This window comes from Streptomyces rhizoryzae (assembly GCF_023155275.1).
GTDB lineage: Bacteria > Actinomycetota > Actinomycetes > Streptomycetales > Streptomycetaceae > Streptomyces > Streptomyces rhizoryzae.
This window is the reverse complement of the sequence record NZ_JALMUV010000039.1, coordinates 62575-83788: the sequence shown is the minus strand read 5'-3', so window position 1 is coordinate 83788 and position 21214 is coordinate 62575. Positions and strand designations below refer to the sequence as shown.

Annotated in this window: 20 protein-coding genes; 9 read left to right on the top strand and 11 right to left on the bottom strand. The window is 73.3% G+C overall.

The features are described from left to right. Nucleotides 1-167: 167 nt before the first annotated feature. Complete coding sequence (locus MUU72_RS26610) at nt 168-1067, bottom strand: LysR family transcriptional regulator (protein WP_248015944.1); 900 nt, start codon at nt 1065-1067, stop codon at nt 168-170. 135 nt (nt 1068-1202) lie between these two features. On the opposite strand from MUU72_RS26610, the gene MUU72_RS26605 reads away from it, so the two are divergent. Continuing rightward, nucleotides 1203-1604, top strand: a complete 402-nt coding sequence (locus tag MUU72_RS26605) for a carboxymuconolactone decarboxylase family protein (RefSeq protein WP_248015943.1) — start codon at nt 1203-1205, stop codon at nt 1602-1604. 181 nt (nt 1605-1785) lie between these two features. Here MUU72_RS26605 and MUU72_RS26600 read toward each other — a convergent pair whose 3' ends face one another. After that, complete coding sequence (locus tag MUU72_RS26600) at nt 1786-2337, bottom strand: MarR family winged helix-turn-helix transcriptional regulator (RefSeq protein ID WP_248015942.1); 552 nt, start codon at nt 2335-2337, stop codon at nt 1786-1788. A 13-nt stretch (nt 2338-2350) separates the two neighbouring features. Here MUU72_RS26600 and MUU72_RS26595 point away from each other — a divergent pair, with 13 nt between their 5' ends. Next, entirely contained in the window at nt 2351-2860 is a 510-nt protein-coding gene (locus MUU72_RS26595) for a carboxymuconolactone decarboxylase family protein (protein WP_248015941.1), read from the top strand. A gap of 72 nt (nt 2861-2932) precedes the next feature. Here the strand turns inward: MUU72_RS26595 and MUU72_RS26590 are convergent, their stop codons facing one another. From MUU72_RS26590 to MUU72_RS26575, 4 genes are all read right to left on the bottom strand, one after another. Further along, nucleotides 2933-3454, bottom strand: coding sequence for a GNAT family N-acetyltransferase (locus tag MUU72_RS26590; RefSeq protein WP_248015949.1), 522 nt, complete (start codon nt 3452-3454; stop codon nt 2933-2935). Nucleotides 3455-3854: 400 nt separating this feature from the next. After that, complete coding sequence (locus MUU72_RS26585; protein ID WP_248015940.1) at nt 3855-5000, bottom strand: ATP-grasp domain-containing protein; 1146 nt, start codon at nt 4998-5000, stop codon at nt 3855-3857. Nucleotides 5001-5047: 47 nt separating this feature from the next. Continuing rightward, nucleotides 5048-6040, bottom strand: a complete 993-nt coding sequence (locus tag MUU72_RS26580) for an alpha/beta hydrolase (protein WP_248015939.1) — start codon at nt 6038-6040, stop codon at nt 5048-5050. Nucleotides 6041-6108: 68 nt separating this feature from the next. Then, nucleotides 6109-6387, bottom strand: coding sequence for a hypothetical protein (locus tag MUU72_RS26575; protein ID WP_248015938.1), 279 nt, complete (start codon nt 6385-6387; stop codon nt 6109-6111). Between the two features lie 425 nt (nt 6388-6812). Here MUU72_RS26575 and MUU72_RS26570 point away from each other — a divergent pair, with 425 nt between their 5' ends. From MUU72_RS26570 to MUU72_RS26555, 4 genes are all read left to right on the top strand, one after another. Then, nucleotides 6813-8441 carry an MFS transporter gene (locus MUU72_RS26570; protein ID WP_282504672.1) on the top strand — a complete coding sequence of 543 codons (1629 nt, stop codon included), beginning with the start codon at nt 6813-6815 and terminating at the stop codon, nt 8439-8441. A gap of 65 nt (nt 8442-8506) precedes the next feature. Then, complete coding sequence (locus MUU72_RS26565) at nt 8507-9706, top strand: polyprenyl synthetase family protein (protein ID WP_248015936.1); 1200 nt, start codon at nt 8507-8509, stop codon at nt 9704-9706. Nucleotides 9707-10231: 525 nt separating this feature from the next. After that, a complete protein-coding gene (locus tag MUU72_RS26560) occupies nt 10232-11206 on the top strand; it encodes a methyltransferase (RefSeq protein WP_248015948.1) in 975 nt (324 codons plus the stop codon). Between the two features lie 308 nt (nt 11207-11514). Then, complete coding sequence (locus tag MUU72_RS26555; protein WP_248015935.1) at nt 11515-13929, top strand: ATP-binding cassette domain-containing protein; 2415 nt, start codon at nt 11515-11517, stop codon at nt 13927-13929. 205 nt (nt 13930-14134) lie between these two features. Here MUU72_RS26555 and MUU72_RS26550 read toward each other — a convergent pair whose 3' ends face one another. Both MUU72_RS26550 and MUU72_RS26545 read right to left on the bottom strand, forming a co-directional pair. Then, complete coding sequence (locus MUU72_RS26550; RefSeq protein ID WP_248015934.1) at nt 14135-15058, bottom strand: RNA polymerase sigma-70 factor; 924 nt, start codon at nt 15056-15058, stop codon at nt 14135-14137. 179 nt (nt 15059-15237) lie between these two features. Beyond that, nucleotides 15238-15711, bottom strand: coding sequence for a carboxymuconolactone decarboxylase family protein (locus tag MUU72_RS26545; protein ID WP_248015933.1), 474 nt, complete (start codon nt 15709-15711; stop codon nt 15238-15240). 316 nt (nt 15712-16027) lie between these two features. Between MUU72_RS26545 and MUU72_RS26540 the strand changes: the two genes are divergently transcribed. Next, nucleotides 16028-16597 carry a cysteine hydrolase family protein gene (locus MUU72_RS26540; protein ID WP_248015932.1) on the top strand — a complete coding sequence of 190 codons (570 nt, stop codon included), beginning with the start codon at nt 16028-16030 and terminating at the stop codon, nt 16595-16597. Nucleotides 16598-16740: 143 nt separating this feature from the next. Next, nucleotides 16741-17193, top strand: a complete 453-nt coding sequence (locus tag MUU72_RS26535) for a DNA-binding protein (RefSeq protein WP_248015931.1) — start codon at nt 16741-16743, stop codon at nt 17191-17193. Nucleotides 17194-17269: 76 nt separating this feature from the next. Here MUU72_RS26535 and MUU72_RS26530 read toward each other — a convergent pair whose 3' ends face one another. The 3 genes from MUU72_RS26530 to MUU72_RS26520 form a co-directional block, all read right to left on the bottom strand. Beyond that, nucleotides 17270-17473 carry a hypothetical protein gene (locus MUU72_RS26530; protein ID WP_248015930.1) on the bottom strand — a complete coding sequence of 68 codons (204 nt, stop codon included), beginning with the start codon at nt 17471-17473 and terminating at the stop codon, nt 17270-17272. Between the two features lie 29 nt (nt 17474-17502). Further along, nucleotides 17503-18051, bottom strand: a complete 549-nt coding sequence (locus MUU72_RS26525; protein WP_248015929.1) for an ArsR/SmtB family transcription factor — start codon at nt 18049-18051, stop codon at nt 17503-17505. 66 nt (nt 18052-18117) lie between these two features. Next, nucleotides 18118-19539, bottom strand: a complete 1422-nt coding sequence (locus tag MUU72_RS26520; RefSeq protein ID WP_248015928.1) for a histidine-type phosphatase — start codon at nt 19537-19539, stop codon at nt 18118-18120. Nucleotides 19540-19855: 316 nt separating this feature from the next. Here MUU72_RS26520 and MUU72_RS26515 point away from each other — a divergent pair, with 316 nt between their 5' ends. Beyond that, nucleotides 19856-21148 carry an amidohydrolase family protein gene (locus MUU72_RS26515; protein WP_248015927.1) on the top strand — a complete coding sequence of 431 codons (1293 nt, stop codon included), beginning with the start codon at nt 19856-19858 and terminating at the stop codon, nt 21146-21148. Nucleotides 21149-21214: the final 66 nt, after the last annotated feature.

The window sequence follows — 21214 nt, the reverse complement described above, 5'->3', positions numbered from 1 at the left end:
CCACAACCTGGCACAACCCATGAACTAACACGCACCTGAACGGGACGTCCTCTGAGGGCTCCGCAGGGCAGGGAGCGGTCCCGGACGCGGGGACGCCCTTCGCGGGCGGGGAACCGGGGGGGGCGTAGTGCCCGTGGGCAGTGGGCGTGTGCGAGGTGGCGGCCCGCTCAGGTGCCGGTGCGGGCGTCAGCGAGAACGGCGGTGAGGACGGTGCGGAGCCGTTCGACGAGCGGGTTGGGGTCGTCGGCGCGCCAGACCAGGTGCAGGGTGGTCGAGGTGCCGGCCAGCGGCCTCGGGGTCACGCCGACGCGGCGCAGCGCACGGTGCGAGTCGGCGAGCACCGCGGCCCCGAACTTGGCCGCGACCAGGGCCAGCAGTGTCTGCACACTGCGCCCCTCGGCGCTGATCTGCGGCACGATGCCGGCGCCGTTGCAGAGCGCGATGATCTCGTCGTAGGAGCGGGGGGAGACCTCCCGCGGCCAGATGACCAGGGGGATCTGGCCCAACGCGGTGAGCGGGGCGGCTTCGGAGGGGTGGGCCAGGGGGTGGCCCGCGGGCAGGAAGAGGGTGAGCGGTTCCCGCCACCAGACCTGGGTGGCCAGCCGGGCGTCGCGCATCGGAAGGCGCTGGACCGCGAGGTCGTAACGGCCCTCCAGCACGCCGGTGGACATCTCGGCGTCGTTGAAACTCTCCTCCAGTTGGAGGTCCACCCGGGGTAGTTCGCGGCGTACGCGGCTCAGTGCGCCGCCGAGCGGTCCGTTGATGCCCGACCCGGCGAAGGCGACCGTCACGCGCCCGGTGATGCCTTGCGCGGCCAGCCGGACGTCCTTCAGGGCGGCCGCCGCCTCGGCGAGCACGGTGACCGCTCGCCGCACCAGCACCTGTCCGGCCTGGGTGGGCGCCAGCCCGCGGCCCTCCCGGACGAACAGCGTGACGCCCAACTGCCGTTCCATCTCGCGTAGTTGGCGGCTCAGCGTGGGCTGCGTCAGATGCAGCCGCCGGGCCGCGCCGCTGATACTGCCCTCTTCGGCGATCGCGACCGCATAGCCGAGCAACCGCAGCTCCATCCATACCTCCCAGGCATGGCAAGTATAGCCAGTCATGCCCACGGAGCAGCGTCGGACGCTTTCCGCGCCAGGCTGGAGTCATCGCGGATCGCACCGGCCGACCGGAGCGACCGTCCACCCCAGAGGGAGAGAACCATGAACCGCGCGGAGCGCTACGAGTACGGCATGAAGGTGCTGGAGCAGGTGGACGGCGAGGCGGGACAGCGCATCGTGGACTCCCTCGCGGACACCTCACCGGAACTGGGGCACCAGGTGGTCGCCTGGGCGTTCGGCGACATGTACGCCCGGCCTGAACTGGCGCCGCGGGACCGCCAGTTGGTCACCCTGGGCGTGCTCGCCGCGCTCGGCGGCTGCGAGATCGAGCTCGACGTGCACATCAACGCGGCCCTCAACGTCGGCCTGGCCCCCGTCGAGATCACCGAGGCCCTGCTGCACTCCGCCGTCTACTGCGGTATGCCGCGCTCGATCAACGCCACCCTCGTCGCGAAGAAGGTCTTCGCCGAACGCGGCCTGCTCCCCCTCACCAACCTCGGCTGAGCGCCCGCGGCGGCACCGGCGACATCCGCGGCACCGGCGCCACCGGCCCGCGTCGGCCGCCCCGGCAGCACCGTCCGGCGTCGGCCGCCCCAGCGACGCCCCCCCAGGCGCGGTGCACCCACCGGCCAATCCCTCCGCCCAACCCACCCCGCCCCTCCCCCCCCCGCGCCCATTCCACGGATCAGCCCATGCCCCCCATCCATCCCGCCGCGTCCAGGCGGAACGCCCCGGGGGCGACCACGGCCCGCAGGTCGTCCTCCATCGCGGCCAGGCGGTCCTCGCCCAGTGTCGCGGCCCACTCCGCACGCAGCCGCTCGAAGATCGCGGCAGACCGGGCCAGCACGTCACGCCCCCGCTCGGTCAGCCGCACGATCCTGCGCCGGGCGTCGGCGGGATCAGCGGCGCGTTCGGCATAGCCCAGCTCGACCAGGCGCTCGACGGTCTTGCCCGCGGCCTGCTTGGAGATGCCCAGGCGGCGGGCGAGGTCACTGGCGGCGGCCCCGTCGCGTCCGATCGCCTGGAGGGCGAACCCGTGCGCCGGGCGGACGTCCGGGTGCCCCTGCGCGGCGAGTTCGGCATGTACCGCGTCGATGAGCGTGCGGAACCCCGCGAACAGCAGCAGCGGAAGGTCATGGCCGGCCCTGGGCCGGCCGGCGTCCCGGTCCTCCACATCTTCCCGCTTCCCTCGAAAGACAACCTGGTTTACCATCTCATCGTCAACCACGTTGACCATCTTAGGAGGATCCATGTTCGCTGCACACAGCGTGGAGAGCGCTCCGCCCGCGTCGCGCCCGGCGATGCGGGCCACCGCCGAAGCCTGGGGCGGCACGGTGCCGGACGCGGTGGCGCGGCTGGCCACGTCGCCGGAGCTGCTCAACGGTTTCCTGTCCCTGAGCGCGAGTTTCGAGCGCTGCACCCTGGACCCGCTGTCCAGGGAGGTCGTCATCATGACGGTCGCGGCTCGCAACGAGTGCCACCTCTGCCTCACCCTCCACACCGGCAAGCTCCGCGCACTCGGTGCGGAGACCGCACTCATCACCGCCCTCCGCGAGGAGCGCACACTCCCCGACGAACGGCTCGACGCGCTCCGGACGTTCACGCTCGACGTCCTGGCCACCACCGGCGCCGTGCCCGACGACTCCCTCGACGCCCTGCTGACCCACGGATACACCGAGCGCAATGCGTTGGAAGTCGTGATGGGGATCGGCACCTACACCCTGTCGACGTTCGCCAACCGCCTCGTCAGGGCGGCGTGACGGCCGAGCCGCGTCCGCGCGCGGCGAGCCGGCACCTCGCCGCGCCACACCCTGGCCGTCGCGCCGGACCCTTCAGCCACAGCCGGGGCTCTGCCGCGAACCCTCCCACCGGGCCGGTGAATCCCTGCGGGCAGGGGCCTCGTAGACGAGTTCGAGGCCGTCCTCCTCATCCCACTGCTCTCCGACCCGGGCGAACCCGAAGCCGGAAAGCGTGGCCAGTGACGCCACGTTGTCGGGACTGATGGTTGCCCGCACGGTCACGACTGCGGGTTCGGCCGCCGCCCGGCGAAGCAACTCGATCAGCGTGGACCGGGCGTATCCCCGACGGCGGAAAGGCGGAGCGATGGAGTAACCGATCTCGACCGTGCCGACCTCATCGGGCGGCCCGTGGAACCCGGCGTGCCCGACGACGAGGCCCTCGTCGCCGACGACCGCCTGGCGCGCCATCCATCGCGCACGACCGGGATCGGCGGCCATCTGACCGAGCCGGAACCGCCACAGCCATCGAGCTCGGTCCGTCACGAAGTACTCGGTCAGCGTGACCCCGGCCGTCGTGCCGGCTGCGGCCAGATCGCCGTCCAGCAATGCGGACATCACCTCCCCGGAGAGCTCGACAAAACGCACATTCCGCGGGCTCCGCGTGAGCGGCCTCAGGCGCTCGGTCTCCTCTGTCACCCGCGGATGCTCGCCCACCGGCCTGAGGAGTGTCCAACGATTTCGCTGCAACGGGACAGTCGGTCACGGCTTCGGTGCCCGGCAGGACGAGCGGGCGGGGGCGTAGCCCCGGGAGAATGATCCAGTCGAGGACGGCCGGGTCCCAGAGGGTCAGGGTGGCGAAGGCGAGGGCCGCGCAGGCCACCGCGGGCAGGGATGCCAGGCCGTGGGGCAGTGCGCCGTCGGGGCCGATCACGGCCGCGGTCAGGTTCCAGGCAGGTCCCATGCGGCAGCGAGGGGGCCGGCCGGGCGCCCGGGGGGGGCGGGTTGGTGACGAGGTTCATCCGCGGGACCGGGTCCTGCCCCGCCGAGCCGGCGGCCGGCCGTCGGCGGTCGGTCTGCTGCTTTCGCCGGCGTCGGTGACGACCAGTTGGACGGCGCCGCCCTGGCCGTGGTTGACCGTGCGGTACGGGGAGACGCGGGCGAAGGCGCCGGCCACGTGGCCGTCGACGAGGAAGACCGAGAGGTCCCCGTAGCGGCCGTCGGGCAGTGTGCGCAGCCGGCACCGTTCCTGGACGATCCAGGCATCGGGGGACGCGGTGTGGAGGCCGGCGAGGTGGTCGGCCCAGGCGGCGTCGGTGAAGTCCGCGCCGTAGGCGACGCCGTCGCCGCGCATCCGGTGGGCGGGTTTGACGACCGCCCGGGCGCGGGTGATGCCTGCGGTCTCGCCGTTCAGGTAGCGGGGCAGCGGCACGGTCGCGGGCACGACGGGCCGGGGGCAGTGGCGCTGGACCTCGCTGAGGAAGGTCTTGTCGTCGGCGATGAAGAGGGACGGGAACTCCGGCACCCGCGGCAGCGGCAGACCGGCCAGCCACCGGATGAGGTCGGCGTGGCGGACGAGCAGTTGCGGGTCGCAGACCTTGAGCAGCAGCCCGGAGGGGGCGAAGGCGCGCAGGCGGGCGCCCCCGTCCGGCAGCGGGTCGATGATTTCGGCGGCGGCGCCGCGGCGGGCCAGTCGCCCCGCCAACTCCTCCAGTTCCGCCAGGACTTGGGAGCCCGCGGCGATCAGGGCGATGCGCCGGCCGAGCCGGTGGAGGAGGTGGGACACCAGGCGTTCCGGGTCGGGGGCCAGGGAGTGGTCCTGCCGGGACGGCAGGGTGCGGGCGGCCATCGGTTCCAGGCTGAACCAGCCCCACTGCGTCCAGGCATTGAGTTCCAGGGTCCGCGGCTCGCCCTCGTCGGTCCAGCCGAGGTCCAGGCGCATGGTGTCCAGGCGGGGGTCGGCGCCGGCGCCGTGCCACAGATCGCGCAGGGCGCCGTACTGGTCGGTCATCCAGGCCGGCAGGTCGGCGGCGGGGGTGCGGAGGTGGGCGGCCAGCGCGTCCGCCGTGGCCTGCCACACGGCGGCCGCGAAGCCCTTCAGACGCTGCCACTCGGCGGCCGGGAGCTCCAGCGGGGTGTCGAGACAGGGCGGGTCACCGGCCATGCGGGGCTCCGATCCGGGGGGGGCGGCGGGATGCGGGGGCGTGGGGGTCAGTGGTCGGGTTGCAGGATGGCCGAGAGGTCGCGGCACAGTTCACCGGCGGCCCGGTCGGCGCGCGGCGCGACCGTTCCCATACCGAAGAAGGCGTGGACGAGGCCGGGGTACTCCCGGTAGAGCACGGGGACGTCGGAGGCCGCCAGCGCCTCGGCGTACGCGCGGCACTGCGGGCGCAGGGCATCGTGGCTGCCGACCCCGATCACCGCGGGCGCGAGCCCGGCCAGGGTGGGGGTACGTAGCGGGGAGACCCGGGGGTCCGCGGCCTGTGCCGGGTCGCCGCCGAGGTAGTGGAGCCAGGCCCAGTGCTCCCCTGGGGCCACGGGTCCGGCGCGGTCGCCGTCGGGGCCACAGTCAGGATCGCCGCCGGGGTCACAGTCACGGTCGCCGTCGGGGGCGCCGTTGAGGGCGGGGTACAGGTCGAGCGGTGGGTGGACGAGCAGGTGGGCGGCGAGCGGGAGGCCGGTGTCGCGGCAGTGGACGGCCACCGCGGCCGCGAGGTTGCCGCCCGCGCCGTCGCCCGCCAGCGCGAGGTGCCGCCGGCTGCCGCCGAGCGCGTCGAGGTGTTTCCACACCCACTCGGTGGCGGCGACGCAGTCGTCGTAGGCGGCGGGGAAGGGGTGTTCCGGGGCATTCCGGTAGCCGACGTGGACGACGACGGCGCCGGTGGTGTGCGCCAGGCGCCGGGCGTGGCTGTCGTACGCGTCGAGGTCGCCGAGCACCCACCCGCCGCCGTGGAAGTAGACCACCGTGGCCTCCGGCCGGCGGTCGCCCAGCGGCCGGTACACGCGGACGGGCAGGTCACCGGCCGGTCCGGGCACCGGCACCGTTTCGATGGCGGCGACCGGGTGGCTCGCCGGGCGGTAGTACTTCTCCCGGACGGCGGCCTCGCGCGCCCGTGCCTGGTGGACGGAGACGCCGTCGAAGGACGGCAGGCCGGGATCCTCGCGGATGGCCCGCAGCACGGCGTCGATTTCAGGATCGATCATCAGTTGTTCCCTGCGGTTGCGGGACCGCCGCGGATCAGGGCTGCCGGGGTTCGGGGCGCGCTTCTCCCTCACGCCGGCGACGCCTTCGTCGCGTCGGCGCCATCGGCCGCGCCGGGCCCGTCCGGTCCCGGGCGGAGCCGCGCGAGACGGTGGCAGGAGGCGATGCGGAGGTCGGGGGTCGGGGTGGACGGGACGGCCGTCGCCCGGTCCGGGGCGGTGCGGCGGAGGGTGAGCGGCAGGCGGGGTGGCCGCGGGCGCGGTGACGAGGTGTGGCGGGGTGACGCGGTCCGCGGGCCGAGGCCCGGCAGGTGGTCGTCGCCGTCGGCGGCGGCGCGAGGGAGCGTCACGGCGGCGACCTCCGGCTGGTGGGGTGGTGGTGGACGGCGCCCAGTCTGGCCGAGGGCGGCTGGGCGGCGGCCGTACGGCGCGGACCGGCCGTTCCGTGTCATCCCAGTGGTGGAGGGGCACGGTCCGGAGCGCGGGGGTCGCGTTGAGCCGGACGGGTGAGGCGCGCCCAGGCGGCGGTGCGATGCGGTGCGGGGGCGGCGGCGCGGGACCGCCAACGCTCTGCGGCCTGCTCCTGCGGGGGCCCGCCCCGGCCCGGGCATCCACCGCCCGGGCGCTCCACTCCCGCTGGCTGCCGCTGGGCAACGACTTCGCGGACCGGTGCGGGCGAGGGGTCGCGGCGCCGAACGCCGGAGGGGGCCCAATGAGTCAGCGACTGCCGACGTAGACCGACAAGGCGCACCAACTACCTTGACGCGGCGGCCGGTTGCCCCCTTTCAGGACCCAAGGGGCACACCCCGTCCACCACTCTCGCGCCAGCGCACCACCATTCGCTGAACCTGCGCGCCGGTTCGAGGCCGGTCCGCCGGGCAGGCGACGGCGTCGGCGGGACCGCCCGCGCACCCGGCCCACCCGGAGCCGCGCCGCGCGCCCGATTCGGCGCTGGGCGGCGCTGGCCGTCCTGCTCGCCGGCACCTTCCTCGCCAATCTCGACGTGTTCATCGTCGTCGTCGCGATACCCGCACTCCAGCACGGTCTGCACACCACCACCGGCGAGGAGCAGCTCGTCCTCGCCGGGTACCAACTGGTGTACGGGCTCGGGCTGATCGCGGGCGGGCGCCTGGGGGACGCCTTCGGGTGCTTCCGGGTCTTCGGCGCCGGTATGGCGGTCTTCACCGCCGCGTCGATCGGCTGCGGCCTCGCGCCCTCGGCGCCGGTCCTGGTGGCGTCCCGCCTGGCCCAGGGCGCCGGTACCGCGCTCCTGGTTCCCCAGGTCTACCTGGCCGCGCAGACGCTCTTCCCGGACGAGGCGGAGCGGCGCACCGCGTTCGCGGCGACCGGTGCGGTGATGGGGATCGGTGCGGTGTCCGGGCAACTGCTGGGCGGCTGGCTGCTGGCCGCCGATCTCGCCGGTCTCGGGTGGCGCGCGGTCTTCCTGGTCAACGTCCCGGTGGGGGGCGCGGCGCTGGCACTGCTGCCGTGGGCCGCCGCGCGCCGGTGCCACTGGCCGGCGTTCCGGGACGCGCCGGGCGCGGAGGGGCTGGACCCGCTCGGCACCGTCCTGGCCGCCGGGGCCCTCGCACTGTTCACCGTCCCCCTGGTCATCGGCCGGGCGCACGGCTACCCGCCCTGGAGCCTGCTCTGCCTGGCCGGGTCGTTCCTGGTGGCGGCCGGCTTCCTCCGGTACGAGCGGGGGCTGCGGGCGCGCGGCGGCGCGCCGCTGCTCCCCCCGGAGCTGTTGCGGCTGCCCGGATTCCGCCGCGGACTGGCGTTGGTGGCCCTGCTCAACTGCGGTCTGAACGCCTTCGTACTGATCCTCGGGCTGCTGCTCCAACAGGGCCTGCACTGGGGTCCGTTGGCGACCGGCGCCGGCATACTGCCGTGCGCGGGCACCTTCGCCGTCACCTCGCTCCTCGCTCCGCGGCTGCTGCGGCGGCTCGCGGACCGGCTGGCGCTCTGCCTGGCCGCCGCCCTCGCGTCGGTGGGGTACGCAGGGTGCGTGCTGAGCGCGTCCTACGGCTCGGTGCCGTGGTTGCTGGCGGCCCTCGGGGTGGCCGGTGCCGGGCTGGGGCTGTTCGTCACCCCGGTGCTCGCGGTGACCCTCCGCACCGTCCCCCAGGCCGATTCCGGGGCCGCGTCGGGGGTGGTCTCCACCGTTCAGCAACTCGGTGCCGCGCTCGGCGTGTGCGGTTTCGGGGCGGTGTTCTTCGCCCGTGTCCAGGCAGGCGACCCGCACGGCCGGGCGTTCGCCGTCACGACCGGCGCCATCGCGCTCACCTCGGTGGCCAGCGGCGCGCTCGCCCTCTTCATACCGCCGGCCGCCGAACCGCCCGCCGCCGCGCCAGGCACCCCCGCCGCGGCCACCACCCACGCACCCGCGGACCCCAGCGCTTGACCCGCCCCGGGCCACCCCCCGACTCCGCCAACCACCCGCCCCGGCACCACATTTCGGAGACCAGATTGTCCCCCAATCCCCCCAATCCCCCCAATCCCCCCACTCCGCAGACTCCCCCCACCACCCCTGCTTCGCCGTCCTCACCTGACGAGAGCGCCCGCACCACGCCCCCTCCGCCCCCGCCCGGTCAGCAGTCCGAGCCGGCCGGCCGGGACCCCGAGGAGCACATCCGCAGTCTCTTCCCCCACGTACGGCGCCACCTGGCCGATCTCGTCCAACGGCACTACGGGGCGCGGCACCCGGTGCTCCGCACCTCCCTGGCCGCGCTGGTCGAGCACGGGCGGCGCGACCCCCAGGAGGCCGCCCTCCCGCTCCTCGTCCACGCGGCGATCAGCGGCCGCGCCGCGCCCGCGGTGCCGGTCGCCGCGGCCCACGCCCTGTGGTGGCGGTCGGCCAACACCTTCGACGACGTGGCCGACGGCGACGCCGGCACACTGATGTACGGCATGGACCGCGGCGCGGCCATGACCGCCGCCCTGGAGTGCGGGTACGGGCTACCGCTGCGCGCCCTCGCCGAGCTGCCCGTCCCCCAGGCACTGTGCCGGGCCCTGAGCGCCGATTACCTGGACGCCTGGGCCGCCGCCAGCGATGGGCAGATCCGCGACCTCCTCCACGCGCCGCAGCAGGTGGGACCGGAGGCCGTGTACGAGGTGTACCGGAAGAAGAGCGGCGCGGTGTACGCGATGGCCTGCGCCATGGCCGCCCGGTTGGCACACGGCACCGGCGCGGGGCCGGACGGCGTCGCGGCCTGGCAGGAGTGCGGCGAAGCGGTCGCGGCCTGGTACGCATTCGGCGAAGTGCTGGGCGCCCTCGCGCAATTCCGCAACGATCACGACGACTTGTGCGGCGGCCCGGGAGCGGATCTGCGCAACGGTACCGCCACCTACCTGCTGGTCCACCTCCTCACCCAGTCAGCCCCCGCCACCCGGGAACGTGCGCTGCCGCTACTGGAACAGGCCGCCCAGGCGGAATCGCCCCGCCGGCAGCTGACCGACCTGCTGCTCAGCCCGCCCGTGCTCGACCCGTACAACCAGGTCCTGGCGGAGCTGCGCCGCCGCGCCCACACCCTGCTGGACACCCTCGCCCCCGCTTCCCCGTACGCCGAACCACTCCGGGCCCGGGTGGACCTCAATGCCCGGCCGCTCCGGCCCCGCGCCGTCAGCCTGGCTTCGCAAGGCCGCGCGCCGCACGGTTCACTCGCCTGAACGTGCACGGATCGGGTGCGCGCGACCGGTCGGCCGCCCCCGGCGCCGACCGGCAGGCCGGTGCTGACGGGCCACTCCTGGCCGTAACCCGTCGCGAGTCGGCCGGTGTTGGGCGCCTTGCAGGAGGCCGGTGCTTCGGGGCGGTCGCCGAGGGGCAGCCTCACCGGCGGGCGGGGACGCGCGGGGCTCGGGGTGGCGCGGGACCGGACAGGGCCAGCCCCCTAGGCATCGCGTGCCCACTGCGGCCCGGCAGCCGACGGCCCGGGCGTGCATCGAGAAGGAGGGGACATCGGCATGCGGCAGGATCAGGGAAGCGGAAACGGAAGCGTGAGCGACAGCGGCGGCGACGGGACCGGCAACGGGAACGGCAACCTCGACATCGGCAGCGGCACCGACACCGACACCGACAGCAGCGGATGCGGTCACGGCTGGAGCGAGGGTGAGGGGGCGTCAGGACCGGCGGATGGCCCCTCCCCGGCGGACTCCCCCTCGGACTCGCCCTTCCGCCGGTCGGCCGCCTTCCTCGTGGACGAGGTCCTCGGCTTTCTCTATCCGGCCGCTCTCCGCGCGGCGGCCGACGTGCAGGTCGCCGACCACCTCGCCGACGGCCCCCGCTCCCCCGCCGACCTCGCCGCCGCGACCGGCACCGATGCCGGCAACCTCTACCGGGTGCTGCGCCTCCTCGCCACGCGCGGCGTACTGGCGGAGGACGAGCAGGGCCGGTTCCGGCTGACGGAGGCCGGGCAGGCGCTGCGCAGCGACGCCCCGTACTCCGCCCGTACCGCCATCCTGATGCTCACCGACCGCACCATGTGGCTGCCCGCCAACGACATGAGCCGCTGCCTGACCGAGGGCGGCTCGGCGTTCGCCGGCATCTTCGGCATGCCGTTCTTCGACCACTTCGCGCAGGCCCCGCGGACCGCCGCCGTCTTCCACGACGGCATGGCGGCGATGTCCGACGCGGAGAACGGGCCCCTCGCCGCCGCCTACGACTTCCCGGCGGCCGGAACGGTCGTCGATGTCGGCGGTGGACACGGCGGCCTGCTGCTGGAGGTCCTGCGCCGCCACCCCGGCCTGGAGGGCGTCCTCCACGACCGGTCGCACGTCCTGGCCGGACACCGCCTGGGCGGCGAGGAAGCGGTAGCCGGGCGGTGGCGGACGGCGGACGGCGACTTCTTCGCCTCCGTACCGGCCGGTGACCTCTACCTGATCAAGCGGATCCTGCACGACTGGGACGACGAGCAGAGCGCGGTCATCCTCAGCCACTGCCGTCGGTCGCTCCGGCCCGGCGGCCGGATCCTGGTCCTGGACGCGGTGGTGCCGCCGGGCAACGCGCCCCACCAGGCCAAGGCACTGGACCTGATGATGATGGCGTCCTTGACCGGCCGGGAGCGTACCGAGGCGGACTTCGCCGCGCTCTTCGAGACGGCGGGCCTGCGCCTGTCCCGTGTGGTGCCCACCAGCACGGTCCTCTCGATCGTGGAAGCGGTGGCTGCCTGACAGGCGGGGGCCGTGGCGCTCGGCTCGCTTTCCCCCCGGCCCGGCCCCCCAGCTCCCCTCCCCTGACCTGCGGCATCGCCCCGGAACCGGTGACCGGCCGCGCCCTCGCATCCCGACCGGACATACTTCTCGGAGCCGGTCGGCCGGAGTCGGCCGACCGGAGCCACTCGGACCCGCCGGTCGCACCGGTCACACCGGTCGCACCCGGTCGCGCCGAGCCGGTCGGCGACGCGGACGGGGATCGCCAGGGCGGCCCGCCTGCCGCGCGGGGCGCGTCGGGGCGACGCCCGCAGAGGAGAGGGAGACAGATGAGCAAGGCCACGAGCACAGGCACGAGCACGGGCGCGCAGTCGCCCGGGTCGCACGTCGCCGACAGTCACGAGGTGATCCGCGTGCACGGCGCGCGCGAGAACAACCTCAAGGACGTCAGCGTCGAGATCCCCAAGCGCCGGCTGACGGTCTTCACCGGCGTCTCCGGCTCGGGCAAGAGCTCGCTGGTCTTCGACACGATCGCCGCCGAGTCGCAGCGGCTGATCAACGAGACGTACAGCGCCTTCGTCCAGGGCTTCATGCCGACACTGGCCCGGCCCGAGGTGGACGTGCTCGAAGGGCTGACCACCGCGATCATCGTGGATCAGCAGCGGATGGGCGCCGACCCCCGTTCCACGGTCGGCACCGCCACCGACGCCAACGCGATGCTGCGCATCCTCTTCAGCCGGCTCGGCAAGCCCCACATCGGTCCGCCCGGTGCGTTCGCCTTCAACGTGCCCTCGGTCCGGGCGAGCGGCGCGATCACCGTCGAGCGCGGCACGCAGAAGGCGGAGAAGGTGACCTTCACCCGCGCCGGCGGTATGTGTCCGCGCTGCGAGGGCCGGGGCACGGTGTCCGACCTGGACCTCGGCCAGCTCTTCGACGACGCCAAGTCACTGGCCGAGGGCGCGCTCACCGTTCCCGGCTACAAGCCGGGCGGCTGGAACTACCGGCTCTACAGCGAGTCGGGCTTCTTCCCCGCGGACAAGCCGATCCGTACGTTCACCGAGAAGGAGCTCCAGGACTTCCTCCACCGCGAGCCGACCCGGATGAAGATCGCGGGCATCAACATGACCTACGAGGGTCTGATCCCGCGGATCCAGAAGTCGATGCTCGCCAAGGACCGGGAGGCGATGCAGCCGCACATCCGGGAGTTCGTGGACCGCGCGGTGGCCTTCACCGCCTGTCCCGAGTGCGACGGGACGCGGCTCAACGAGGCCGCCCGGTCGTCCCGGATCGGCGAGCTCAACATCGCCGATGCCTGCGCGATGCAGCTCAGCGACCTGGCCGACTGGGTCCGCGGCCTCGCCGACCCTTCGGTGGCGCCGCTGCTCACCGCGCTGCGGCACACCTTCGACTCGTTCGTGGAGATCGGCCTCGGCTACCTCTCGCTCGACCGGCCCTCGGGCACCCTGTCGGGTGGCGAGGCGCAGCGCGTCAAGATGATCCGCCACCTCGGCTCCAGTCTGACCGACGTCACCTACGTCTTCGACGAGCCCACCACCGGTCTGCACCCGCACGACATCCAGCGGATGAACGGCCTGCTGCTGCGGCTGCGGGACAAGGGCAACACGGTGCTCGTGGTCGAGCACAAGCCGGAGGTGATCGCGATCGCCGATCACGTCGTGGACCTCGGACCCGGTGCCGGTACGGCGGGCGGCACCGTCTGCTTCGAGGGCACCGTGGCGGGGCTGCGGGCCGGCGGCACCCTCACCGGCCGCCATCTCGACGACCGGGCCGCCCTGAAGGAATCGGTCCGCAAGCCCACCGGCACACTGCCGATCCGCGGCGCGACGACGCACAACCTGCGCGATGTGGATGTCGACATCCCGCTCGGGGTGCTCACCGTCGTCACCGGCGTCGCCGGGTCCGGTAAGAGTTCGCTGATCCACGGGTCGCTGGCGAACGGTTCGGCGGGCGCCGACGCGGGTGTGGTGTCGATCGGCCAGGGGGCGATCCGCGGTTCGCGGCGGAGCAACCCGGCGACGTACACCGGGCTGCTGGAGCCGATCCGCAAGGCGTTCGCCAAGGCCAACGGTGTCAAGCCCGCGCTGTTCAGCGCCAACTCCGAGGGTGCCTGCCCCACCTGCAACGGCGCCGGCGTCCTCTACACCGACCTGGCGATGATGGCCGGTGTCGCCACCACCTGCGAGGACTGCGAGGGGAAGCGGTTCCAGGCAGCGGTGCTGGACCACCGCCTCGGCGGGCGCGACATCAGCGAGGTGCTCGCGATGCCGGTGACCGAGGCGGAGGAGTTCTTCGGCGCCGGCGAGGCCCGCATTCCGGCCGCGCACAAGATCCTGACGCGGCTGGCCGATGTCGGGCTCGGCTACCTCACGCTCGGCCAGCCGCTCACCACGCTGTCCGGCGGCGAGCGCCAGCGGCTCAAGCTGGCCACCCACATGGGGGAGAAGGGCGGGGTGTACGTCCTCGACGAGCCGACCGCCGGCCTGCACCTCGCCGACGTCGAGCAGCTGCTCGGCCTCCTCGACCGGCTCGTGGACGCCGGCAAGTCCGTGATCGTCATCGAGCACCACCAGGCGGTCATGGCGCACGGCGACTGGATCATCGACCTCGGCCCGGGCGCCGGGCACGACGGCGGCCGAGTCGTCTTCGAGGGCACCCCCGCCGAGCTGGTCGCCGCCCGCTCCACCCTCACCGGCGAGCACCTGGCCGCCTACGTCACCGCCTGACCCCCAACGCCCCACCGCTGCCCAGCCGTTGCCTGGCCGAGCCGCGGTGGGGCGATCGGCGTGGTGCCGGGCGGGGGCGGCTGGGCAGGGGCGGCTGGGCGGACGCGCCCCTCAGGTGGCTCGGACGCCGGGGCCGCCAAGGGGCAGCTCGCCGCCCGCTTCACCAGTTCGGCGATGCGCGCCTCGTCGGCGGCGGACAGCTTGGTCAGTTCGGCAGGCGGCGGACTCGCTTCAGCTCGCGGTCGACGGCCCAGGCATCGGCGACCGGCCCCAGGTGACCGAGCTTCTCGGGGTTGATCACCGCGCGGATGGTCTGGATCTGCCCGTCGAGCACGTCCAGGGCCATGATGTGGAGCACCTTGCCGTCCCGGCCCCGGAAGACGGCGCCGGGCTGGCGGTTGATCTCCCGCGGCTCGCAGGTCACGTCGATCCGGTCCAGCCAGGGGAAGACCGTACCCAGCAGCCGCGCCACCCTCTCCGCGCCCACCAGCGCCTTGGCCAGTTGCGGTGCCTTGCCGCCGCCGTCCCCGACGAACTGCACATCGGCGGCCAGCAGGCTCTGCAAGCCACCCACGTCACCGTCCTTGAGCGCCTCGAAGAACCGCGTCGCCAGTTCCTGCCGCTCCTGCCGGTCCGCCGCGAAGCGCGGCCGCCCGTCCGCCATGTGCCGCCGCGCCCGCACCACCAGTTGCCGGCACGCCGCCTCCGACCGTCCCACCGCCGAGGCGATCTCGTCGAACCCGAACGCGAACACCTCCCGCAGCACGAACACCGCCCGCTCCAGCGGACTGAGCCGCTCCAGCAGCAGGAGCGCCGCCATCGACACCGAGTCCGCCAACTCCACCGACCGGGCCGGATCCTGGTACGGATCGCTGAGCAGCGGTTCAGGGAACCACGGGCCCGCGTACTCCTCCCGCCGCACTCGTGCCGAACGCAGCACGTCGATGGAGATCCTGGTCACCGTGGCCGACAGGAACGCCTTGGTGGACGTGGGCCGGGTCGCCGAGGCGTCGTAGCGCAGCCACGTCTCCTGCACCGCGTCCTCGGCCTCGCCGACACTGCCCAGGATCCGATAGGCGATCGAGAACAACAACGGCCGCAGTTCCTCGAATTCCTCGACCTTGCTCACGCCGAACCCCTCCCCCTGAAACGATGCCGACCGGCCGTACGCACCGGCGCGGACCGCGGACGGCGATCAGCCGCGCCACCGGCACGTCAGAGTAGCGCCGCCGGTGGCCGGGCCGAGGTCCGGGCGGCCGGGCACCGAGGCCCAGGGCCCGCGACCCCCACGTCCCCGACTGTGGTGGCTCAGTGGAACTGCCCCGGCTCGTAGTCACCGGCCGGCTGCCGGGTGAGGACGTTGAGCCGGTTCGCCGCGTTCATGAAGGAGACGAGGACCACCAGGGCGGCGAGCTGTTCCTCGTCGTAGTGCTGGGCGGCGTTGTCCCACACCTCGTCACTGACGCCACCCGCCGCATCCGCCGTCCGGGTCCCCTGCTCCGCCAGCTCCAACGCGGCCCGCTCCGCGTCGGTGAAGACCGTGGCCTCCCGCCACACCGCCACGAGGTTCAGCCGCACCGAGGTCTCGCCGGCCGCGGCGGCCTCCTTGGTGTGCATATCGATGCAGACGGCGCAGCCATTGATCTGGCTGACGCGCAGGGCGACCAGTTCCTGCGTCGCGGCCGGCAGCGGCACGTCCCTGAGGGCCTTGCCGGCCGCCATGAAGTGCTTGAGCGCCTTGCCGGCGGTCGGGGTGGCGAAGTAGTTCAGTCGTGCGTCCATGGTCTGCTCCCTACGGGCCGCTCAGTGCCTACACCCCTTGAGACGAGACAGCCCGGCCCCCTGTGACACGTACGGATGTGACCTGCGTCGCCCACTGACCTGCGTCGCCCACTCCAACACCACTCGCCCGAGCGGCCCTTGCCCACCAACCGGAGCACCGCTCACCTCACGGAGCAGCAAATTCCCAGGATCTGGCGCCAAACATCCTTGGCTGGTGCATGGTGATCAAGTGAGGAGCCGCCCGGGCTCCCCGGCTCCCCGGCGGCCCGTTCCGGCGCCCCGCCCACGCCGTACCGACTTCCCCTCAGGAGACACCATGACCGACCCGCACAGCGCCCTTCTCGTGATGGACGTCCAACAGGCCGTCGTGGACATCGCCCACGCCGACTCCGCGTACCTGTCGCGCCTGCGCCGGGCGATCGCCGGGGCCCGGGCCGCGGACATCCCCGTGATCTACGTGGTCATCGCGCTGCGCCCCGGCTTCCCCGAAGTCGGCACGCGCAACAAGGCACTTGCCGCCATCGCCCAGGCCGGCCTCTTCGTCGAGGGGGAACCGGGCACCGAGATCCACCCCGATATCGCGCCCCGGCCGGGCGATGTGGTGGTCACCAAGCGGCGGGCGAGCGCGTTCTCGGGCAGTGATCTGGACGCGGTACTCAGGTCACGCGGTATCGACCACCTCGTCCTCACCGGCATCGCCACCAGCGCCGTGGTGCTGTCCACCCTGTGCCAGGCGAACGACCTGGACTTCGGCCTCACCGTCCTGGCCGACGGCTGCCTGGACCTCGACCCCGAGGTCCACCGGGTCCTCGTCGAGCGGCTGTTCCCGCAGTGGGCGGATGTCCTGCCCACCGACGACTGGCTCAAGACCCTCGCACCCCAGTAGCGGGCCGGTACAGGGGGAGCGCCGCCCCGACGGCGCGCCCCAGCCCCTCCCAAGCCCAAGACCCTATGCACAACCACGCTTATGAACGACTCGTTTACAACAACTAGTTGACAGGGTTTCATGTACTGCCTCATGCTGCTCTCATGACATCGACCAACTCCGCCCAGGACACCGACCCCTTCACACCCCCGCACCCGGAGCAGGCGCGCGCACATCGCGTGTACGCGTCACTGCTCCACATCGCCGAGCGGCATGCGGCCACCGATGAGCAGCGCCGCCGGCAGGTGCACCCCTCGATGCTCGGGCCGCACGAGGCCGTCCGACTGGTGTCGTTCCTGCTCAGCGGTGCGGCACGGCCCGCGGAGGGCGAACCGGAGGTTGACCACGCCGACATCACGGCCGCGCTGAGCCTCGTTCCGCTGGTGCGGGGGGAGTTGGACGAACTGGAGGCCGGGCTGCTGGAGATGGCCCGGGGACGCGGTATGACGTGGCAGGAGATCGCGTTCGGCCTCGGCCTGGGCACGCAGCAGGCAGCCAGGCAGCGCTACGAACGCCTGGCGAGCCGTGTCAGCACGGACGCGGAAGACCAGACGTAGGCAAGTCGGCCATCAGGACAAAGGGGAGGGCCGTGGTGCGACGAAGCACCACGGCCCTCCCCTGTGCGCGCGCCGGTCAGCCGCGGCTGAGGCGGCGGCTCTGCCACTCGACGGCGGCGACGGTCAGCGACAGGCCCCACGCCGTGCCGGCGAAGCGACCCAGCGCGTCCACGTACGTCTGCTGCCCGTCCAGGTACATCTGGAGGGCCATGGCGAACAGCACGGCACCCAGCGCGGCGAGCGCTATCGCAACGGGCCCGGAGGAACGGCTCTCGGACAAGTGATTCTCCCCTGTGAGCGGGCCGGGCGTCACCGCCCGGCAGCGGTCATCACCACCAGCAGCGGCACGACCCGGTCGGCCGGGATCTCGTACCGGCCGCGGGCGGTCGTGTGCAGCCAGCCGGCGGCGGTCAGCTGCCGCAGATGGTGATAGATCTGGCCGGTCGTACCCGTGCCGTCGAGCTCGGTGAGTTCGGCGGCGGTGCAGCGACCGCCGAGGATCTCGCGCAGCAGCCGCAGCCGCACCGGCTGGCCGAGCGCCGCGAACACCTCGGACGCGTCGGACCAGTCACCCTCCAGTACGGTGTCGGTGGCCAGGCCGTACTGCCACTCGTAGCGCAGTCCCGCCGGCGTCCGTACGGCACCGGTGAACAGCACTCCCCCGTTGGCCGCGCCGAGCTCGGCGAAGCGCTCCTTCAGGCCGTTCAGGGCCCACAGCGCGTCGCCGGGGTCCCCTTCGGGTGCGGGCGGCCGAGCGGGAGCCGGCCGGTCGGGGCCCGCTTCCGCGGCGACCCCCGCCGCCCGCTCCAGGGCGGCCAGCCGGCGCTCCAGCTCGACCACCCGCCGTTCGAGATCCATGCCGGTAGATTACGTAATTACGTAATCACGAGCAAGTGGACGGGCGGCGAGCCGCGGGGCGTTCGCTCACCCGGCCGTCCGGCCGAAGCAGCGCTCCAGTTCCCGCAGGTCGTAGAAGTGACTGTGCCGGGCAACGGGCCGGCAGCCTGCCTTGAAGGGGGTTTCCCGCTCGTTGTAGAGCATGCGGACGAGGAAGGTGCCGCCCTTGCGGTACATGTCCCACTGGATATTGGTGGCCATCGGGGCCACGGTCGCCCCGCGCCACGGGTTGTCGGCGTAGGTGTAGGGCGTGCCGGGGGCGGCCGCCTCGGTGCTGCCGGGGAGTCCCATCAGCGCGGCGAGCGGGATGATCTCTTCGGCGTGGGTGAACCGCAGTTCCGCGCCCAGGGTGCTGGTGCCGTCCCGCTTGGCCTCGGCCTGCTGGAAGAAGTCGTCGAGGAGGACCTCGGCCATGCGGTAGGTGATGTCGCTGCCGGCGAAGCTGGGGCCCTTCTCGTAGAACTCCTCCGCGTCGTTCAGGTAACCGAACCGGTCGGCGTCGCGCTGCGCGAGGTACCGGTCCAGGCGCCAGCCGCCGTCACGGCGCGACGCGGCGTGTGAGCCCTGCTCGCGCGGGCTTTCGTCGCTCATCGCCGGGGCGGTGCTGTAGAGGTTGTAGACGGCCCGGGCGGCGCTGACGTCCGTGCCGAGGGCGGCGAACTCCCCGTCCGCGACGCGCCGTACGAACGCCGGCCGGAAGAGCTTCGCCAGCACCCGCCGGGCGGCGGCGCGGGTGGCGGGCTGATCGTCGAGCTTCTTGAGGGTGTCCGCCAGGCGCTGGTCGTGGGCCAGCCAGTCACGGTACGCGGCGCCGCCGGCGGACTTGTGGAAGTAGAGCAGGTCCTTGTCGGTCCGGGCCCGGCCGATGTGCGGGGTGAGCGCCGGATCGGCCTCGGTGAGGGCGTCGGTGAAGACGGTCCCGCTGTCGACCGCGCGCCCCTGGCCGGAGCTGACGACGTCGACGGACTCGCCGTCCTCAACGATGGTCGTGAACAGCTGCGGCAGCCGCTGCACCATCCGCAGGGCCGTGCCGCGCAGCTCCCGCTTGCCGCGCCCGCTGAGCTTGCCGTAGCCGGTCTGCCGCACGGCGTCGAGCAGGGCCCGCACGTCCGGGCCGAACTCCCGCCCGAGCGGGGTGAGTTGGCCCTCCTTGCGAGCCTCTTCCCAGAGCCGGAGGATCATGTCGCCGTCATCGCTGTCGGTGGCGGACCGGGACCCGTGGCGGGAGACGATCTCGGTGAAGACCGGGACGAAACCGTCGGGTGCGGGTTCGTAGGTCCGCGGGTTCTGCCGGGGCTCGTACGGCGTCTTGGTGCTGTAGGCGGCGCCGGCACCGGCGGGGGTGCGCGCGTCGCGGGCGCTGCCTGCCTGGGCGGGAAGGGCGGTGGCCGTGGTCGCGGCGAGCACGACGCTTAAGGACAGGGCGAGGGCGGAAACGGTTCGTCGCATGGGCCCATGGTTTGCAACGAACTTGAACGGCGGGTGACCGGGGGTCTACGGGGGTTCCCCCGGTGGGGCGGGCGGGGGGCCCGGGCCCGCCCTCCGCACCGCTCTCCCCCCTTCTCCAGAAATGGCATACCAAAATCTCCCGTCGAGCCCCCTCTTGCAAGCGTCGAGCCCCCCTCTTGCATGCCCCACAGGCAAGAACCTTGTCCCGGCCTCGCATTTTGGTATACCAATTTGGCAGTCGGTCGGCTGGTGGCGGTGATCTGTCGGCCCTGGCCGGCCGTCCGCCGAGCAGCGTTCAAGCGTTGAGGAGTCCGCCATGTGTGTCGAATCCGTGCCGCCCCCGCCCAGCCGGGTCACTCGCCGCGGGGTCCTCGCCGGGGCCGCCGCCCTGGCCGGAACCGCCGCCCTCTCCACAACCCCCGGCGCCGCGGCGGCGGCCCCGGTGCGGGGCGGTGCCGACCCCGACCGGGGCCCGCGGCACGGCGGTGACCTGGTCGTCGAGGGCGGCACGCTGCTCGATCCGGCGACCGGCGAGGTGACCGAGGACGCGGTCGTGGTGATCCGCGACGGCGTCGTACGCGCCGCCGGGGCCCGGGCGCAGGTCACGGCGCCGGACGGTATACCGCGGCTGGACGCCCACGGCCGGTGGGTGCTGCCGGGCCTGATCGACGCGCACATCCATCTCAACACCGCCGCCGAGGCGCGTGACGCCGTCCGCAAGGGGGCCACGAGCGCCCGCAGCGGCTCCACCAGCTTCTACCAGGACATCGCCGTCCGCGAACTGGCCCGTCAGGCTCCCGGACTGGCGCCCCGGCTGCGCGCCGCGGGCGTGTTCGTCACGCCCGACCTGGGCGACACGGTGCTCGCCGATCCCGACCTCACTGCACTCGCGCGCCTGAAGGACGGGGTGCGCTCGGCGGAGGCGCTGCGCCGGGTCGTGCAGGTGAACCTGGCCCGCGGTGCCGACGTGATCAAGACCCGGGTCAACGAGCGCGCCGGTCTGCCGGAGCAGGATCCGCTGACGCAGGTCTACTCGTACGAGCAGCTGTCCGAGGTCGTGGCGGCGGCGCGGCGCGGGGGCAAGGGCGTGCTGTGCCACAGCTACAGCGAGCGGGGGTGCGACGACGCGGTGCGGGCCGGGATCAGGTCGCTGGAGCACGGGGTGTTCGTCGGGGAGCGGACGCTGCACGACATGCGGCGCAGGGGTACGTACTTCACGCCGACGCTGACCGCCATCGCGGGGCTCGTCGACGAGACCGATCCGGTGCTCGCCGAGCGCGGCCGCCGGTATCTGCCGGTCCTGAAGGAAGCGGTGCGCGCGGCGCACGAGCTGGGCGTTCCGCTGGCGGCGGGTACGGACTCCTCGGGCGGTGCAGTGGAACCCATCGGCCGGGAGGTGGAACTGATGCGTGCGGCAGGTCTGCCGGCGCTCGACGCGATCCGCACGGCCACCACCCAGGCGGCCCGGCTGCTGGGGCTGGAGCGAACGGCGGGGCGTCTGGTGCGCGGCTTCGCGGGAGATGTGATCGTGGTGGACGGTGACCCGCTCGCCGAGGTGTCCGTGCTCAAGCGGCCGGTTCGCGTGGTGCGCGCCGGGATGCCTGTCTAGCTAGGGGGTGTCCGCAAAGTCGCGTCGTTCGCCCGGAGGGCGGCCGGGCGCCGGACGGCAGACGGG

Coding starts and splice junctions, on each gene's coding strand:
- MUU72_RS26610 (WP_248015944.1), bottom strand. CDS start 1,067: ATGGAGCTGCGGTTGCTCGGCTATGCGGTCGCGATCGCCGAAGAGGGC.
- MUU72_RS26605 (WP_248015943.1), top strand. CDS start 1,203: ATGAACCGCGCGGAGCGCTACGAGTACGGCATGAAGGTGCTGGAGCAG.
- MUU72_RS26600 (WP_248015942.1), bottom strand. CDS start 2,337: ATGGTCAACGTGGTTGACGATGAGATGGTAAACCAGGTTGTCTTTCGA.
- MUU72_RS26595 (WP_248015941.1), top strand. CDS start 2,351: ATGTTCGCTGCACACAGCGTGGAGAGCGCTCCGCCCGCGTCGCGCCCG.
- MUU72_RS26590 (WP_248015949.1), bottom strand. CDS start 3,454: ATGTCCGCATTGCTGGACGGCGATCTGGCCGCAGCCGGCACGACGGCC.
- MUU72_RS26585 (WP_248015940.1), bottom strand. CDS start 5,000: ATGGCCGGTGACCCGCCCTGTCTCGACACCCCGCTGGAGCTCCCGGCC.
- MUU72_RS26580 (WP_248015939.1), bottom strand. CDS start 6,040: ATGATCGATCCTGAAATCGACGCCGTGCTGCGGGCCATCCGCGAGGAT.
- MUU72_RS26555 (WP_248015935.1), top strand. CDS start 11,515: ATGAGCAAGGCCACGAGCACAGGCACGAGCACGGGCGCGCAGTCGCCC.
- MUU72_RS26545 (WP_248015933.1), bottom strand. CDS start 15,711: ATGGACGCACGACTGAACTACTTCGCCACCCCGACCGCCGGCAAGGCG.
- MUU72_RS26540 (WP_248015932.1), top strand. CDS start 16,028: ATGACCGACCCGCACAGCGCCCTTCTCGTGATGGACGTCCAACAGGCC.
- MUU72_RS26535 (WP_248015931.1), top strand. CDS start 16,741: ATGACATCGACCAACTCCGCCCAGGACACCGACCCCTTCACACCCCCG.
- MUU72_RS26525 (WP_248015929.1), bottom strand. CDS start 18,051: ATGGATCTCGAACGGCGGGTGGTCGAGCTGGAGCGCCGGCTGGCCGCC.
- MUU72_RS26520 (WP_248015928.1), bottom strand. CDS start 19,539: ATGCGACGAACCGTTTCCGCCCTCGCCCTGTCCTTAAGCGTCGTGCTC.
- MUU72_RS26515 (WP_248015927.1), top strand. CDS start 19,856: ATGTGTGTCGAATCCGTGCCGCCCCCGCCCAGCCGGGTCACTCGCCGC.